At 43.8% G+C, this 17,297-nt stretch carries 16 protein-coding genes; 10 read left to right on the top strand and 6 right to left on the bottom strand.

Going from position 1 to position 17,297, the window contains the following annotated elements:
* Positions 1-3: 3 nt before the first annotated feature.
* The 6 genes from argR to M654_RS01650 all read left to right on the top strand — a co-directional run bounded on the left by argR (position 4) and on the right by M654_RS01650 (position 6,232).
* On the top strand, positions 4-444 hold the full coding sequence (gene argR / locus M654_RS01675) for an arginine repressor (protein WP_026589286.1): 441 nt from the start codon (positions 4-6) through the stop codon (positions 442-444).
* A 286-nt stretch (positions 445-730) separates the two neighbouring features.
* Positions 731-1,966 carry an arginine deiminase gene (gene arcA, locus M654_RS01670; RefSeq protein WP_026589287.1) on the top strand — a complete coding sequence of 412 codons (1,236 nt, stop codon included), beginning with the start codon at positions 731-733 and terminating at the stop codon, positions 1,964-1,966.
* 31 nt (positions 1,967-1,997) lie between these two features.
* Positions 1,998-3,005 (top strand): ornithine carbamoyltransferase, encoded by a 1,008-nt coding sequence (gene argF, locus M654_RS01665; protein WP_026589288.1) that lies wholly within the window; start codon positions 1,998-2,000, stop codon positions 3,003-3,005.
* Between the two features lie 56 nt (positions 3,006-3,061).
* The gene (gene arcD, locus M654_RS01660; protein ID WP_026589289.1) at positions 3,062-4,468 is read left to right on the top strand and encodes an arginine-ornithine antiporter; all 1,407 of its coding nucleotides are present in this window, start codon (positions 3,062-3,064) and stop codon (positions 4,466-4,468) included.
* Between the two features lie 18 nt (positions 4,469-4,486).
* Entirely contained in the window at positions 4,487-5,437 is a 951-nt protein-coding gene (gene arcC / locus M654_RS01655) for a carbamate kinase (protein WP_026589290.1), read from the top strand.
* Between the two features lie 117 nt (positions 5,438-5,554).
* Positions 5,555-6,232, top strand: coding sequence for a Crp/Fnr family transcriptional regulator (locus M654_RS01650; RefSeq protein ID WP_026589291.1), 678 nt, complete (start codon positions 5,555-5,557; stop codon positions 6,230-6,232).
* A 124-nt stretch (positions 6,233-6,356) separates the two neighbouring features.
* On the opposite strand, the gene M654_RS01645 is transcribed toward M654_RS01650, so the two are convergent.
* From M654_RS01645 to M654_RS01635, 3 genes are read right to left on the bottom strand one after another with little or no spacing between them, the layout of a single operon-like run.
* Positions 6,357-7,094, bottom strand: coding sequence for an ABC transporter permease (locus tag M654_RS01645; protein WP_026589292.1), 738 nt, complete (start codon positions 7,092-7,094; stop codon positions 6,357-6,359).
* Between the two features lie 11 nt (positions 7,095-7,105).
* Positions 7,106-7,858, bottom strand: a complete 753-nt coding sequence (locus M654_RS01640; RefSeq protein ID WP_026589293.1) for an ABC transporter permease — start codon at positions 7,856-7,858, stop codon at positions 7,106-7,108.
* The gene (locus tag M654_RS01635; RefSeq protein WP_026589294.1) at positions 7,855-8,769 is read right to left on the bottom strand and encodes an ABC transporter ATP-binding protein; all 915 of its coding nucleotides are present in this window, start codon (positions 8,767-8,769) and stop codon (positions 7,855-7,857) included. Before M654_RS01635 ends, M654_RS01640 begins: the two co-directional genes overlap by 4 nt.
* 367 nt (positions 8,770-9,136) lie before the next feature.
* Between M654_RS01635 and M654_RS01630 the strand changes: the two genes are divergently transcribed.
* From M654_RS01630 to M654_RS01615, 4 genes are all read left to right on the top strand, one after another.
* Complete coding sequence (locus M654_RS01630; protein ID WP_026589295.1) at positions 9,137-9,859, top strand: response regulator transcription factor; 723 nt, start codon at positions 9,137-9,139, stop codon at positions 9,857-9,859.
* Positions 9,828-11,264 carry a sensor histidine kinase gene (locus M654_RS01625; protein WP_236251189.1) on the top strand — a complete coding sequence of 479 codons (1,437 nt, stop codon included), beginning with the start codon at positions 9,828-9,830 and terminating at the stop codon, positions 11,262-11,264. The genes M654_RS01630 and M654_RS01625 overlap by 32 nt, the downstream gene beginning before the upstream one ends.
* Before the next feature lie 781 nt (positions 11,265-12,045).
* Positions 12,046-13,149 carry a nuclear transport factor 2 family protein gene (locus M654_RS01620; protein ID WP_236251188.1) on the top strand — a complete coding sequence of 368 codons (1,104 nt, stop codon included), beginning with the start codon at positions 12,046-12,048 and terminating at the stop codon, positions 13,147-13,149.
* Positions 13,150-13,170: 21 nt separating this feature from the next.
* Positions 13,171-13,335 (top strand): hypothetical protein, encoded by a 165-nt coding sequence (locus M654_RS01615; RefSeq protein ID WP_163170543.1) that lies wholly within the window; start codon positions 13,171-13,173, stop codon positions 13,333-13,335.
* 320 nt (positions 13,336-13,655) lie between these two features.
* Here M654_RS01615 and M654_RS01610 read toward each other — a convergent pair whose 3' ends face one another.
* From M654_RS01610 to M654_RS01600, 3 genes are all read right to left on the bottom strand, one after another.
* Entirely contained in the window at positions 13,656-14,261 is a 606-nt protein-coding gene (locus M654_RS01610; RefSeq protein ID WP_026589297.1) for a site-specific integrase, read from the bottom strand.
* A gap of 231 nt (positions 14,262-14,492) precedes the next feature.
* Positions 14,493-15,932 carry a glycoside hydrolase family 1 protein gene (locus tag M654_RS01605; protein WP_026589298.1) on the bottom strand — a complete coding sequence of 480 codons (1,440 nt, stop codon included), beginning with the start codon at positions 15,930-15,932 and terminating at the stop codon, positions 14,493-14,495.
* A gap of 36 nt (positions 15,933-15,968) precedes the next feature.
* The gene (locus tag M654_RS01600) at positions 15,969-17,288 is read right to left on the bottom strand and encodes a PTS sugar transporter subunit IIC (RefSeq protein ID WP_026589299.1); all 1,320 of its coding nucleotides are present in this window, start codon (positions 17,286-17,288) and stop codon (positions 15,969-15,971) included.
* Positions 17,289-17,297 lie beyond the last annotated feature (9 nt).

Here is a 17,297-nt window from a genome sequence, read left to right as displayed (position 1 = left end):
CATATGGAGAAACAGAAACGGCACTGGCTTATTAAACAAATCATTCTTGAACATCCGGTGGAAACCCAGGAACAATTGGCGGCCTTGCTGAAAAGCCGTGGAGCAGCAGCGTCCCAATCGACCATTTCCCGGGATATTAAAGAGATGTACCTCGTCAAACAGCTAAATGAAAACGGAAAGCTTGTCTATACCACGAACGCATCATTATCCGTCAACCCATCAAAAATTTTGAAGGATAAAATATCGGACGTTGTCCTGCAGGTGAGTCGTGCGGAAAACTTGGTCATCATTAAAACAATGCCTGGAAATGCCCATGCTATCGGCGTTCTTCTTGACAAGCTCGGACGCCCGGAAATGTTGGGCTGTATATGCGGAAATGACACCTGCCTTGTGGTTACCCCATCATCGAAAAACGCGCAATCATTCTGTGAACATTTTTGCTGATTGCCTGTTTGAACAAGCTGATCCCATCATGCGGATCGGCTTTTTATATTTCCCTAAAAAAATTTTAAAAAATGATCCTTGTAAAATATACACATTTTATACGTTCTTCACTTTGCCCTGACAAGAGATGTTTTTCGATATGTCATATTTATTCATTTTTGTTTTTGTGTCATCAAAAAACACGTGAAATAGATCACATTTTTGCTGTTATCGCTTTCACATCGCGTGATCTCCCGCTGTTTTAAGCTTTACATGTAACAAAAAGAGTGTAGGAGGCGGGATGAACATGACAGCACCGATCAACGTTTACTCAGAAATCGGCCATTTACAAACAGTCATGCTGAAGCGGCCCGGGCGGGAACTGGAAAATCTCACCCCCGAGTACCTGGGAAAGCTTCTCTTTGACGACATTCCTTTTTTACCGGCCGTGCAAAACGAACATGACCAATTCGCAGAGACCCTTAGAAATCAAGGCGCAGAGGTTCTTTATTTAGAGAAGCTGACCGCTGAAGCTTTGGAAGACGATTCAGTCCGTGAACGATTTATCAGCGAGCTTTTATCTGAGAGCAAAGCCGATATCAACGGGGCTTATCACAGACTGAAAGAATACTTGCTCTCCTTTGAAGCGGAAGCAATGGTCGAACGTGTGATGAGCGGCGTCCGCAAAAATGAAATCGAACTGGGGCTTCGCTCTCACCTGCACGAGCTGATGGAAGACCACTATCCATTTTATCTTGACCCGATGCCAAACCTTTATTTCACAAGAGATCCGGCGGCAGCGATCGGCAGCGGACTCACCATCAATAAAATGAAGGAACCCGCACGCCGGAGAGAATCCTTGTTTATGCGCTACATTATTCAGCACCATCCGCGGTTTAAAGGACACGACATCCCCGTCTGGCTTGACCGGGATTTCAACTTCAATATCGAAGGCGGCGATGAGCTTGTGTTGAATGAAGAAACGGTTGCGATCGGTGTGTCAGAACGTTCAACCGCACAGGCGATCGAACGGCTTGTTCGCAATTTGTTTAAACAACAGAAACGGATTCGGCGGGTCCTTGCCGTGGAAATACCGAAAAGCAGGGCGTTTATGCACCTGGATACCGTCTTTACGATGGTCGACCGCGACCAATTCACGATTCATCCCGCCATCCAAGGACCTGAAGGACAAATGCGGATCTTCATTCTTGAGCGGGGAGAAACGGAAGACGACATTCATATTACAGAAGAGCACAACTTGCTGGAAGTGCTGAAGAAAACGCTCGGCCTTTCAGACGTCAACTTGATTTTCTGCGGAGGCGGAGATGAAATCGCTTCAGCACGCGAGCAATGGAACGACGGCTCCAATACGCTGGCCATCGCTCCCGGCGTAGTGGTGACTTATGATCGAAACTATATTTCCAACGCCTGCCTGAGAGAGCAGGGTATCAAAGTCATTGAAATCCCAAGCGGAGAGCTTTCCCGAGGCCGCGGAGGCCCGCGCTGCATGAGCATGCCGCTCTACCGTGAGGATGTAAAATAGGCGAATTCAACAGAAAAAGGAGAGAGAGAACATGGCAAAAACAATTGACTTAAAAGGAAGAAGCTACTTGGCTGAAAAGGATTTTTCTGAAGAAGAAATCCTATATTTGCTCGACCTTGCCCAAGATTTAAAAGACAAAAAAGCACAGGGAATCAGACACCGCTATTTGGAAGGCAAAAACATCGCTTTACTGTTTGAAAAACCGTCAACAAGAACGCGCTGTGCTTTCACTACGGCTTGCATCGATCTTGGGGCACATCCGGAATATCTCGGCAAAGACGACATTCAGCTCGGCAAAAAGGAATCGATTGAAGACACGGCAAAAGTCCTCGGCCGCATGTTTGACGGCATCGAGTTCCGCGGCTTTGAACACGAAAAAGTCATGGCGCTTGCCGAGCATTCAGGTGTGCCGGTCTGGAACGGCTTAACAGACTTGTGGCATCCGACACAAATGCTGGCCGACTTTATGACGGTAAAAGAACATATCGGACGCGTGAAGGGGGTCAAGCTCACCTATATCGGCGATGGACGGAACAATGTCGCCAACAGCCTGCTCATCGGCGGAGCCAAAGTCGGAATGGACGTCAGAATCTGCTCACCGGAAGACCTTTTCCCTGATCGGGAAATCGTCGAAATGGCGGAAGCTTTCGCAAAAGAATCAGGAGGAAAAGTGACCGTCACAAGCGATACAGACAAAGGAGTCTCCGGAGCGGACGTGCTGTATACCGATGTTTGGGTGTCCATGGGGGAAGAAGACAAGTTTGCCGAACGGATTCAGCTTTTAAAACCTTATCAAGTGAACATGGAGCTCGTGAGGAAAACCGGAAATGACCATGTCATCTTCCTGCACTGTCTGCCTGCCTTCCATGACCTTCATACAACATATGGACAAAGCGTCTACGAAAAACACGGCATCAAAGAAATGGAAGTGACAGATGAAGTGTTCCGCAGCAAGCACTCTAAAGTATTTGATGAAGCGGAAAACCGGATGCATACGATCAAAGCTGTCATGGCGGCTACATTGGGCGACCTTGACTGATAGGAAAAGGGTGAAAGATCCCCTTTTCCATTCTAAACCGAATGAGGTGACCAACAATGGCGGAAGAAAAAAAACTGGGGCTGTTTGCGCTCATCGCGCTTGTGATCGGTTCAATGATCGGCGGCGGAGCCTTCAATCTGGCCAGCGATATGGCTTCCGGGGCAGGGGCCGGCGCCATCTTAATCGGCTGGGTCATTACCGGTGTCGGTATGATTGCCTTGGCCTTCTCTTTCCAAAATCTGACGACGAAAAGACCTGATTTAGACGGCGGCATTTTTACTTATGCACGGGAGGGATTCGGCCATTTTATGGGCTTTAACAGCGGCTGGGGATACTGGTTCGCGGCCCTTCTCGGCAATGTCGCATATGGAACCCTGCTGTTTAGCGCTGTCGGCTATTTTATCCCCGTATTTGGAGACGGCCAAAACATCGCATCCGTTATCGGTGCAAGCGTGATTTTATGGAGCGTACACTTTTTGATTCTGCGCGGTGTCCAGTCCGCTGCCATGATTAATTTGATTACAACGATTTCAAAACTGGTGCCGATTTTTGCTTTTATCATCGCCGTCATCTTTGTTTTTCATCTTGATTTATTTACTCAGGATTTTTGGGGACAAGGACTGTCGCTTGGATCAATCGGTTCGCAAGTGAAAAGCACGATGCTCGTCACCGTCTGGGTGTTTACCGGAATTGAAGGAGCCGTTCTTTTTTCAAGCCGGGCCAAGAAATCGAGCGATGTCGGCAAGGCGACCGTCATCGGCCTGATCAGCGTGCTGGCGATTTACATCATGATCACCATGCTGTCGTTTGGCGTCATGAACCAGGAAAACCTGGCCGGTCTTCCCAACCCTTCAATGGCAGCCATCATGGAGCATATCGTCGGCAAATGGGGAGCTGTTCTGATCAACTTTGGACTGATTATTTCAGTGTTGGGCGCCTGGTTGGCCTGGACATTGTTCGCCGGAGAGCTGCCGCTGATCGCCGCACGTGAAGGCGTTTTTCCAAAATGGTTCGGAAAAGAAAACAAAAACGGCGCACCCACAAATGCGCTGACATTGACAAACGCTATCATCCAGCTGTTTTTGCTGACATTTATCATTTCGGATACGGCATATCAGTTCGCTTTTTCCTTGGCTTCCTCAGCTATCTTAATCCCGTATTTATTTTCCGGGTTTTATCAGCTCAAATACAGCTGGCTGCACAAGGAACCCGACCGTATCAAGAACATCGCAATCGGGCTGATCGCTAGCATTTACGGCATCTGGCTCATTTATGCGGCAGGCCTTGACTACCTGCTGTTGACGATGATTTTATACGCACCCGGCATTCTCGTATTCCGGGCGGTCCGGAAAAGCAAAAAAGAACCTGTATTCAATAAGGCCGAGCTTGTCGTCGCCGTCATCATTCTAATATTGGCGATTGTAGCCATCGCGGAATTAATGTCGGGCAGCATTTCAATTTAACAAACAGAGGTGTTTCATATGAAAAAAAGAAAAATTGTCGTCGCGCTTGGCGGTAATGCCATTCAAACGGGAGATGACGCCAGCGCAGCAGCACAAAAACGGGCATTGGAAGAAACGGCTGTGTATTTGGCGGATATGCTCGACAATGGAACTGAACTGATCATCACGCACGGAAACGGGCCGCAAGTCGGGAATCTGATGATTCAGCAAAAGCAGGCGGACTCTCCGAAAACACCGGCTATGCCGCTTGAGACGTGTGTATCGATGACACAGGGAATGATCGGCTGCTGGCTGCAAAATGCCATCGACCAAGCGCTGCGTGCAAAAGGTAAAGACGGACATGCGGCAACTGTGATTACCCGTGTTGCCGTCCGCAGTGATGATGAAGCTTTTCGCAACCCTACAAAGCCGATCGGACCGTTTTACAGCGAAGAGGAAGCGAAAAAGCTGATGAACCAAAACGGTGACCTCGTATTTAAAGAAGACGCCGGAAGAGGCTGGCGCCGCGTCGTCCCGTCGCCTGCACCGGTGTCGATCCTTGAGCATGACGTCATCAACGAGTTGGTTGAAAAAGGGCATATCGTCATCGCGGCTGGCGGCGGCGGTGTTCCCGTGCTTGAACAAAGCCAGTCCATCCGCGGAATCGACGCCGTCATTGACAAAGATTTCGCCGCCTGTAAGTTAGCGGAGCTTGTTCATGCGGATGAACTGATCATCTTAACAGGTGTCGACCATGTCGCCGTCAACTACTTAAAACCGACGGAACGGGCGCTCGGGCATGTGACTGCTGAGGAATTAAAAGGGTATATCAAAGAAAAGCAATTTGCAGAGGGCAGCATGCTGCCAAAAGTAAAAGCAGCCATTCAGTTTGCCGAAGCCAAAAAAGGAAACAAGACGGTGATTACCTCCCTGAAACTGGCGAAAGAAGCGCTCAAAGGCCATGCAGGGACCATTGTCGAACAAGCCTAAGCGCGGCAAAGGAAGCGCTCTATAAGAGTTCTTCCTTTTGCCGATCGTCAAAAACAAGTAAAATTTAAGATATATTACCTCAAGTCTTAACAAAATCGAAAAGGGTGATCCGCTCATATGAAGAACAAAGACATTGTACATCAGCTGAAAAAGTTTTCCCTATTCGCCTCCCTGAATAAAAAAGAGCTTGAAAGTATGAAACAGTTTATCTATTGGCGCACTTACCATAAAGGCCAGATTTTATTCATGGAGGAAGACCCCAGGGAACGCATGTATCTTCTTCTCGACGGTTTTATTAAACTCGAAAAATCCAATGAAACGGGATCCATGTTTTATACCGACTACGTACGTCCTCACACACTCTTTCCGTTCGGCGGCCTGTTTCGCGATGAATGTTATCATTATGCCGCTGAAGCCTTAACCGATATTGAACTCTACTATATTCCCATGAACATTTTTGAAGATCTTGTCAGGGAAAACAAAAACCTTCTCTTTGATGTTCTGAATCAATTATCCGATATCCTTGCCCTTCACGAAGAAAGGCTCAAACGAATCACTCTCTCCCATGCGCACGACAGGGTGACACAGGCCATCTATTATTTGACCGAAAGCCTCGGCCAAAAAGAAAGCGATTCAACCGTGATCAACTGTCCGATCACCGCCTCGGAAATCGCGAAAATCTCCGGCACATCGCGCGAAACCGTAAGCGCCGTCCTGAAAAAACTCCGCTGTGAAGGCATTATCAGCCAAATGAACAAACAGATTATGATCAACCGACCCGAATATTTTATGTGATTGTTTTGCTCCTCAAATCATCCCGGTTATAGACGGGATGATTTCGATGTATAACCTGATTCTTCAGCAGCACAGTCGACCCGCTCGATACTCCGTTTCTTTCAAACACTGTATCATGTAAAGTCTACATCATATCCCGCCGTGAAAAATCCCTCACCCCGAGCGCCGTTAATAGGACAAACAAAACGATTAACACACCATAAAACAAGGGATATGAATCAATCGGCGACTCATCGGGAGGGGACATCCCCAGCATCGGAAGCGTCCAGGGATAGATTTGCCCCAATGGAGTATTGGCGGCAAGGATGGAAGGCAATGTAAACCCGATGCTGACAGCCAGCGGTATACCGAATGTCTTATACCTGATGGAGATGATCAGCTGCAACACGATAAGCGGAAGGCAGGCAATGGACCCTTGGACGACATATCCTAAAATTGCGAGAAACGGCAGACCTCCTTTTAAACCATTAAGGAACCCGAATAGAATAAAAAGTATGAATAAGAGGCCCATCGTCGCAGCAACCATCATCACAACCATAACACTTTTCGAAAAGAAAACCCGGGACCTTAAAACCGGCAGAGCCAACAATTGCTTCCACCCTCCGCCCACATGTTCTTCTCTGCACACAAATGCAGCATATATACCTACAAGAATCGGCAGCACAAAGGATCCCATAAAAACGGCCACCTGTGTCCAGGCTTCCATCCACTCGTTATCACCAGGCTGCACAAATAGTTTATAGTTATTGCGAAAGTTAGTGTAAGCCAATAGGACGCTGATAAAAGGGGCCAATACATACAACACCCACATTTTCGAACGTTTTAATTTCAATCTTTCAGCAGCTATTATATTTTTTAACATGATACACCCTCCTACAGCACATCTCGCTTTTTAAAATGAAAGGCCCCAATGAACAAAAGCAGCATTCCGACAAAAACATTAATGATGACAAAAGCCGATAGATCCGGATTGATCCCAAGACCCTCATATTGCAGGATAATGGTTGAAGACTGGCTCGGATAAGCGAGCGGAAACCACCGCGTCGTCATTCCGGCAGCTAAAAAGAGACCGACAATTGAACTTACCGTACCAATGAGAATAGCAAACGCCTGGTTTTTAAATGTGATGGACAACCATAATTGAAAAGACATGATCGGCAAAGCCGTCAGCAGCATGACATAACTGTCCCCAAACAAAAGCCCCCACGGTATCGGCCCTTCAAATCCCAAAGCCTTGCCCAGTACAACCATCCCTATTGCAAATATCGTTGCAGTTAAGAGCAGGCTGTTAAATAGCCAAATATATTTGCTTAAGTAAATTCCTACTCTTGATACCGGCAGAGACAGCGTTTGCTTCCACGAATTTGTCTGATGCTCTATATTTGCAATAATGGAGGCAATAATCGTTACGGCTAAAGGAAAACCCAGCCCAAACAGCATGCTGTTGTCGAAAAGCATATACTGCCACATGGAGGACGCCTTAAACATTTCAGCTTGCTTTTGGGCATACTCTCCACGGTAAGTTAAATTCAACAGCTCATATGCCAGAACAACAAGGGGAACCAAGAAGACGACGATAAACAAAGAGGACCGCTTCAGTTTCAGGAGATCACCCCGCAGCCTCATAAACTTCCCTCCGTACCAGTCAGCTCCAGGAATATATCTTCCAAAGACCGTTTTACTTCTTCCAGTCTGTAAACAGAGACTCCCGACTGTACCAGAATTCCGTTGATTTCGGAAACAAATTCTGGCGATGTTTCGCTGATCCACAAGTTTCCTTCCTGAAGTTTTGCATGCAGCCCCCTGTTTTGTATAATGGATTGGGCTTCATGAATATTATTCGCTCCAATCTTCAGAAGCGGTTTTTGTTTTTTCCGTAATGCTTCGATATCATCTTGGAAAATCAGCTTCCCATTCAAAATAATGCCCACTTGTGTCGCCATCTGATCAATCTCGCTTAATAAATGACTGGATACCAGCACGGTCATGCCGTATCTATCCGGCAACTCCTTTATCAATTCTCTGATTTCGTGAATACCGGCAGGGTCCAGTCCATTCGTCGGTTCATCCAGCACCAGGAGATCAGGCTTGCTCATTAAAGCAGCCGCAATCCCTAATCTTTGCTTCATTCCCAGCGAGTACTCTTTCGTTAATCGATCCGCCACTTTTGTCAGACGAACGATCTCAAGCACTTCCCCAATCCGTCCCTCTGGCAAATCACGAACACTGCGAATCACCTCGAGATTTTCTCTTCCGGTTAAATTTCCGTAATAAGATGGCGATTCAACTAGAGAACCGATTCTCTGCAAGATTTGCAGACGGTTTTGGCGGATATCCTGGCCAAATAGCTGAATATTTCCATTTGTAGGCTTAATCAAGCCTAACAGCATCCTGATCGTTGTGGTTTTTCCGGCACCGTTCGGCCCTAAGAACCCGTATATTTGTCCTTTTTCTATTTTCATCTCCAACCCGCTGACCGATGTTTGTTTTCCGAATTTTTTTGTTAAATTTTTTGTTAACACGATATTTTGTTCCACTGTTCCTCACCTCACCTTCATCATAGACTCATTTGTATTAATGCGCCTTAAACTCTTCCTGAACATTGCCTAAACACGGGAAAACAGCTGCTGCATCGCCAAAAAAGGAACCCGACAAATATATGCTATATAAAATAAGAGGCTGTTTTTCTTGTTAAGAAACAGCCTCTTGCAATATGAATGATGATGAAATGAGCAAATGCACTCAGAAATGATTGTCCATACACCGCCTCCGCCAGGCAATGTTAAGGAATATAAAAGTTAGAATTTTAAGAAAATTGAACATCACTTAAATTTCAGCCGCCATAACTTTCTTTGCCTGCTATTTCATGTGAAAATGAAAGCGTATATTAATGGAGGTCATAAAATGGATCATTCTTTCGGACAATGCAAAGTGTTAATCGTTGATGATGACCAGCATATTTTAGATTTATTAAACGTGGTGTTTGAAAACGAAGGGTTCTCTGATGTCTTAAACGCCAAGAACGGAGAGGAAACGCTCCATCTTTTAAAACATCAAGAGCCGGATATCGTCCTGCTTGATGTGATGCTTCCGGATTCAGATGGATTCACTCTTTGCAATCAATTCCGCCAATTTACAAATATCCCCGTTCTTTTTCTTACAGCTAAAACATCTGATTTGGATAAACTGCAAGGCTTTAGTTTTGGGGGAGACGACTACATTACCAAACCTTTTAACCCTCTTGAAATCGTTGCCCGTGTTAAAGCCCAGTTAAAACGATATAAAGATTTCACTCCTTCATCGTCCAAGCCGGTTTATGATTTCGGGGATTTTCAAGTTGATGAGACATCGGGGAAACTGGTTGTTGATGGAACAAGAATCGAGTGTCCGGCTCAAGAGTTTAAGCTTCTACTGTATTTTTGCAACCACCCCAATCAAATATTAAGCAAACAAAAGATTTACAGAGATGTTTGGGGAGAGTTTTATAATGGCGACAGTACGGTCATGGTACATGTTCGCCGGCTTAGAGAAAAAATTGAAAAAGACCCGAGCCGCCCAAAATGGATTAAGACGGCAAGGGGGCTTGGCTATATTTTTGAAGTTCAGCCGACAGGTGGAAAGCAATGAAGCTAAGAGACCGCATTGCATTTCACTTTATATCCCGAATCATTCTCCTGATCGTTATTTGTATCGCTTTATTTGTGATCAGCACACTTTTTTTACTTTTTTTCTCAATGATCGAGAGACGCATCAATCACCGCTTTCTTTATCAAGCGTAGTTCACCAAACAACCATAAAAGACGGAAAAATATCCGTTGAAGCTGATACGATCAGCCATTTAAAGGAATATCATATGTGGCTTCAGATTCTTGATGAAGAGGGAAGCGAACTTTATTCATCCAACAAGCCAAGCCATATTCCCAGCCAATATATTCCCGGCGAACTTGTCTCGGATTATGTTTATCCCGCTAAAAAAGGCTACCATCTTTCAACATGGTATGATACAAAAGACACCCGGACATTGACGTGGATATTGGGTGAACCATTTAAAGCTGACAACCCGTTTCTCTATTGGACAAACCAGCTGTGGATCCTTTCCATGATCGTGATGGGGATTATTGTTGCGCTGTACTTCGGAAAACAGCTTGGCGCACCTTTGCTTTATATCGTTTCATGGATTGAAAATCTCTCCAAGGGAAAATATGCAGAGCCGGCATTTTCTTCGTTCATTCCAAAGAAAAAGAAAAAACCCGGATATAAGCTGTACCAGGAACTAATGAATGCAATGAGCAATCTTACATCGATCCTTCAGAAAAACAAAGCGGAAAGCGAAAAACTGGAAAGAACGCGGGAAGAATGGATGACAGGCGTATCCCACGACTTAAAGACGCCGTTGTCAGTGATTAAAGGATACACAATTCTTTTATCATCTGAAAAACATGAATGGAACCAGGAAAAAGTACGGGATTTTGCAAACATCTTGAACGAGCGGGTAGAGTATATGGAAGAATTGATAGAAGAATTCAACCTCACTTTCCGCTTAAAAAATGATGCCCTTCCGATTCAAAAAGAAGAAAAAGACATTGTAGGCTTGTTAAGGGAAACTTTATCCGCATTACAAAGCTTGCCGGAATCGAAAGATAAACATTTCGAATTTCAGACGGACCGAGACGCAATTGCTTTTTATATGGATGAAAAATACATGCAGCGCGCCTTGGAAAACCTGATCGCCAACAGTATTAAACATAACCCTTCAGGGACTGAGGTAAAGGTCAGTATTCAGCAAGATGAATCTCTTTCTTTAACTATTTTAATAGAAGACAACGGAATCGGCATGGAAAAAGAAACATTGGAGCATTTATTTGATCGCTATTACAGAGGAACGAACGCCTCTTCAAACACTTCAGGGACTGGATTGGGCATGACGATTGCCAGACAGATCATTTATGCACACGAAGGTGATATTGAAATTTACAGCGAACCTGATCACGGTACTCAAATTAAGGTTATTTTTCCAACGAAGAGAGAATAAAGGGTGCACATCATAAGAAGGACAACTTTATATTTAGGTAAGACTAGTAAAACGTTAGATTAAAAAGGATTGTACATTTTAAACATATCAAAAATGTACAATCCTTTTTTTGGAACTTGAACGACTAAGGTAAGATTTTCGTCAAGTTAGAATGATTTGTCAGTGTGAGCTTCAATTTTAGATCGTAGATGATTTAAGAATAGAATTTGCCCTAACGTACATGTACTTATGTACGTTTTTTAATATGCCAATAGTTTAAACTAAATTATAAGACACACTTTTTTGTCGAAAGAAGATACATGACAATATCATATAGCTGAAGATTTAATGCAAGGGACATTTAGTGGCAGTGATCCTAAAGATATTAGTTTGTCATACATCTTCTTTCGTAGCAGCAAATAAAATCAAGGAGGTTAAATATTATGAAAAATAAGGTGCATAGGTAGTTTTATGTGGTGTATCAATTTTAGCTCTTATTCGCTGGAGAAAAATTAGTGAAAATAAATAAACGTTAAAGGAGCAATGTATACGTGTCATGACCAAATAAGTAAAGTGAATCACAAGATAGAAAGCGATTCAATTCTTTTCATATGGAGGATTTATTTGAAAATTAATGAGATTGTTCAAAAAAGTAAAATTCGGATAAGTTTTATTACGAAGAATGGCTCATTAATAGAGCAAGTGGTTAAAAATCTACAACAGCAAGGTATAAATGCACAATTAATTTAAAAAAAGTTCTTTTAAAGGAATGTTTTAAATAATAGTAAGGAGGCCAATTATGATGAAAATGAAAAAAATAATGGCAACTGGAGTGGCAATGTTGATTTTAGGATCGGCAGTAGGGTGCGATGATCATGTCTCTTCTGATTCGGAGTCTTCCTCGGAGAACACGGGAATTACGGATGAGAAAGCTCCGTCCAAGATCTCCAATTCTTATGAAAATACAAAAGAGCTTATAAGGAAATTTCCAGTGATTAATCCTACTCCCATCGACACAGAACTGGGAAAAGACATTCAAAACCGGCTGCTAAATGGCTTTGAAAATTGGAATAGAGGTTATGATGCTTGGAAGGCGTGGGGAGATATTCTATATACGGAGGATTCCCTTTACAATGTTCACGGTGTGAAACTGACTCTGAAGGAATATCAGGACTCCATGAATGAGACGCTGAAAGCCAGCGATATTCAGATGGGCAACTTTAATAATATGATTGTCAGCGGGGACTGGGCTGCGATCCGTTATGATATCTCAACGATTAACAGGAAGACCAGTGAAGCAGTAGACGGAAGTGTGATGGAGTTCGTCCGCTTTAAGGATTATGGGGACAAACTGGGTACCCGGGTTGTGGAAGGCTGGGCTGGAACAAAGGGAGCCGATTTTGCCGGATTATCTAGCTTCCAAACCGAAGAGGAAAAGGCGGCGCAGCAGGCCGCATTAGAGAAAATCATCAATACGTCGATACCGGATACCTCGAATCTGGAAGAAAAATACCCTGTTGCTTATCCGACCCCCATTGATACCGAGATGGCTAAGAAAATTCAAAGCGCTATCTTGAACGATTTTGATAACTGGAACCAAGGCTATGATGCCTGGACGACATGGGCGGACACCTATTATGATAGCAATATGCAGTACCATACATCTGCGGGGACTATGACATTGGAAAAATACAAGGACGCTGTAAAGGATGCTGCTGAATCGACGGATGTGAAGCGGATTTACTTTGATAATATGCTGATCAGTGGTGATTGGGCGGCCATTCATTACAGGATCACGAATCAGGACTTAACAACAGGTAAAAAAACCGCTGGTGATGTGATGCAGTTCCTGCACTTTGTAGAAGATGGAAATGGTGTGAAAGTGGTTGAATCCTGGACAAAATAAGCATTTCCTATGTAGACTGTCATGAAAATGCGTATCGAAAGAGCTGCCAGCAAATGGAATACCATGTATCTATTGCAAGCAATTGAGCATTTGAAGATGAAGAAAAAAATTCTCTATTTCGGCGCTGGATCAATGTATGATTTGAGTAAAGATGATTACATGTGGACTGACACAGGAGAAAAATGATTGATTAAGAATCTGTGGATGTCTACACCACTGTTGAATACCGAGGAAAACCAACAATTCAAAAATACACTTCAACAGAATTGATCTGTAATTACTTAAAAGCCCTTCCAATTAGGAAGGGTTTTTTTAAATATGACAATAGACATAGAGCTAAAACTTGCTCCTTGCAGCTTATTATTATTAATAAGGCAACTATTTTAGCGTCCTTGGCATCTAATTCATCTTGTATCTTAATACATTTGGAGCCCCCGTCTTTTAGATTAATCTCAAATAAAAGCTAGCATTCTAAATATGGTGCAGAATATTAATATTTAGATCACTTATTGGTTCTCTTTATATGGAGATGTAGCGATTTTAAAGGCTATTGCTGCTTTTTCCCAATCTTCTCTAATCTCGTCATCAGAAGGGTGGAGGTATAGATTTATAGTAGTCTGTATATCTGAATGTCCTAAACGTTCTTGTACCATTTTTATGTTTTTAGTTTGGAGATAGTAAGTGGTTCCATGGGTATGACGAAATAAATGTGGAGTAATATAGATATTTGTCTTTTTCTCAATTAGGTCGGTGCGATATAGATAATCATAAAAGCTTGTGACGGCACTTAAATAGACATTTACTGTCTTTTCCTTACGTCTAGCAGTAGTTTCTTTATGCGGAACAATTTTATTAGCTTGATATGGGTTTCTAAGCCAGGCTACAAAGTTGGTGAGTACTTCAAAATTGACTTGATAATAACTTAATCCTTCCTGTTCTAAATATGTAAAGAAATGCTTCAAAGCGGTACAGTAAGTTAGCATTGTATTGCTACTATTATCCTTATTGTATAAATGCTTCATATACTTAGCTACTGCTTGAACAGGTACCCCATTAGAATCTAGTAAGAGATAGGTATTTCGTTTTCCAAAGTATATCTTTTGAACTCTCATATCAACAAAACTCCTCCTTCCCTTTTTTGCATGAATCCTTTTTACTGAAAATAACAAATATTAACTATTTTTACAATAAACAAATTATACTACGCTATCAACCTATACTTAGTTCGAGTATTATGAGAGAAAAAAAGGATTGTTTGTTATTATAATGGACTATAAATACTATTAAATTGAACCTAAATATAAAATCATCCCGTTTTTGGTCGGGATGATTTCTCTTTTTGTTTACTTATAGAGCAGATCCGGTTCTGTTTCAAACTGTCTGTTTTGAATGATTTCCCGATAAAAATGAGCGGATTTCTTCAGCGCCCGCTTGCGGTTTTGCTTTAATTGAATCTCGACAAGACCGTAGCGATTTTTAAAAGCATTCATCGGAGAGACATTATCAGTAAAAGCCCAAAGCATATAGCCTTTGCAATTCGAGCCATCAGCGATCCCTTTCATGGCTTCGGCCAAATGCTTGGAAATAAAATCGATCCGGTAATCGTCCTGAATAATCCCCTCTTGATTTTTGAATCGGTTCTCATTTTCTACTCCCATCCCGTTTTCCGTAATGAGCCACTCTTTATTGCCATACTCATTTTTGATTCTCATCGCCATATCATAGACAATTGGGGGATAGATCTCCCATCCTCTGAATGGGTTCATTTTTCTGCCGGGCAGCTCAAAGTATTCATAGTAATAAACGGGATGAAATGGCGTTGCTTCATTCCACTGGCTTGACGGAGCTTTTACACGGCGGGGGTAATAAAGGTTAATGCCGACAAAATCTACTGTATGCTGCTTGATGATGTCAAGCTCCGCCTCATGATGGTCAAACAGAATATCGTGTTTGACCAAAAGCTCCATCAATTCATCGGGATAGGCACCTTTGATGCTCGGATCCAAAAAAACTCTGTTAAAAAACAAATCATAGATGCGGGCTGCTTTTTGATCATGGGGCGCGCTTGATCTTGCATAAGTAACCTCCGGATTCAAAATAACGCCGATTTTGGCGCCTTCCCGGCACTCAGGCTTGCAGGCGTGAAAAAGCCGAACACACTTTGCCGTCGCCAATGCCTTATTAAAATTCCACTGCATCCATTTTTTCGTGTTCTGCTCGTATGGATAGCGAAGTGCGTCAAGGTAGATCCGCGTTTGCGGCACGATCGGTTCATTAAAGGTAAACCAGTATTTCACCCTATCCCCATACCGTTTAAACGCTTTTTCCGCGTATGCCGCAAATAAATCTATGACATGTTTAGAACCCCACCCTCCGTATTTCTCCATCAGCACTGCGGGAATCTCATAATGCTCAAGGCAAATCATCGGCTCCACACCTGATGTAATCAGCTCATTGATGACAGCGTCGATATAGCCTGCGTATACTTCGTCAACTTCTGCTGTTTCATAGTCAATCAGAAAACGGGACCAGTTAATCGATGTCCGGTAATGTGTCAAGCCGATCTCTTTCATATGCTGGATATCCTCTTTATAGCGGTTATAAAAATCGGTTGCCACAGCCGGTCCGTATCCGTTATGCCATACATGCGGATCATTCTTGTACCACATATCCAAATAAGAGTTCTGCGACGGCCTCTTTCCGGCCCATCCTTCCGTCTGCCAGGCGGACGCAGCGGCGCCCAAAATAAAGTCGCCGGGAATCTTCCACGTTTGCTTTTTCATTTCAATTGCCTCCTTCTTTGCAATGAAAGTAAGGTATTATACGGAAACATTTTTTTCAGCACTGATGCTATAGCTGCGATTCAAAAGAATCACAAACGGAAGGTAAATGATGACCGACACGATGATACAAACAATTTGCGTCAGGACAGCGCCGAGACTGCCGCCTGTTGAAAGCCAGGCATTGATAATCGGCGGTGTCGTCCAAGGCACCATGACGACGGCTTTTCCCGCAAAGCCGGCCGCCGTCGCAATATAGCCGATCGTCCCCGTCACAAGCGGCGTTATAATAAACGGAATCGCCATTAACGGATTCAGCATAACAGGAACTCCGAAAATCACCGGTTCATTGATATTAAAGACACTAGGACCAAACGAAATCTTTGTGATGCTGCGCATATCCTCCCGTTTTCCCGCAATCAAAATCGCGATCAACAGACCGATTGTAACGCCTGAGCCGCCGATACTCATATACACATCCCAGAAAGGCATCGTAATAATATTGGGAATTGATTCTCCCGCTGAATATGCATTCATATTGACGGTGATGGAAGCGAGCAGCAAAGGCTCCCTGATCGGCTTCACCATTTGGTTGCCGTGGATGCCGATCACCCAGAAAAACTGCGCGACAAACACTAAAAGAAGGATGCCGGGAAGACCTTGAACGGCGCCTTCCAGCGGTTTTTGCACGACATTGTACACGGCTTCATGCAGATAGACACCCGTCAGCTGATGAAAAGCAAACCCAAAGCTGGCGATGATGGTAATGGTAATAATGGATGGAAATAAGGAGCCGAATGATACGGCGACATTGGCCGGCACGCTATCCGGCATTTTAATCTTGAGCCGGTCTGTACTGGAAAGCTTGCTGAAAATTTCAACAGACACAATCGAAATAAACATCCCCAAAAAAAGCGACTTCGGATCCGTAAATTCCTTGGCCAGCACGTTAACCACTTCCTGCATCGAACCGTCCACTTCCAACAGCACCGTCGATGGAATGACAGAGATATAGGACATCAGCGCCATCAAGCCGGGAAAAAACGATTCATGCCCATTCAGCTTTCCGAGCTCAATCCCGATCAAAAACACCGCGCCGATCGTAATAAAGTTCAGCGTCGCATAATTGATCGACGCCATAATTGGCTCAAGCGCAGACAAGAACCGAAAAGGCCCGAAAACCGCAAGTCCCGTCTCAGGACTCATCACCATATTCTGCATCAAAACCGCAAACGCCCCGGCAATAATGACTGGCATCAGCGTGACAAACGCCGATTTAATGGCCATGATATACTTGAAGCTTGTTATTTTAAAAGCGATCCGCTCAAACGTCTCGGTCACCTTCGCCATCCTGCTCATTTACTCTCC

It is taken from the genome of Bacillus sp. NSP9.1, assembly GCF_000465465.2.
Lineage (GTDB): Bacteria > Bacillota > Bacilli > Bacillales > Bacillaceae > Bacillus > Bacillus sonorensis_A.
Note: the sequence above shows the minus strand (reverse complement) of the source record. Positions and strands in the feature narration are given on the sequence as shown.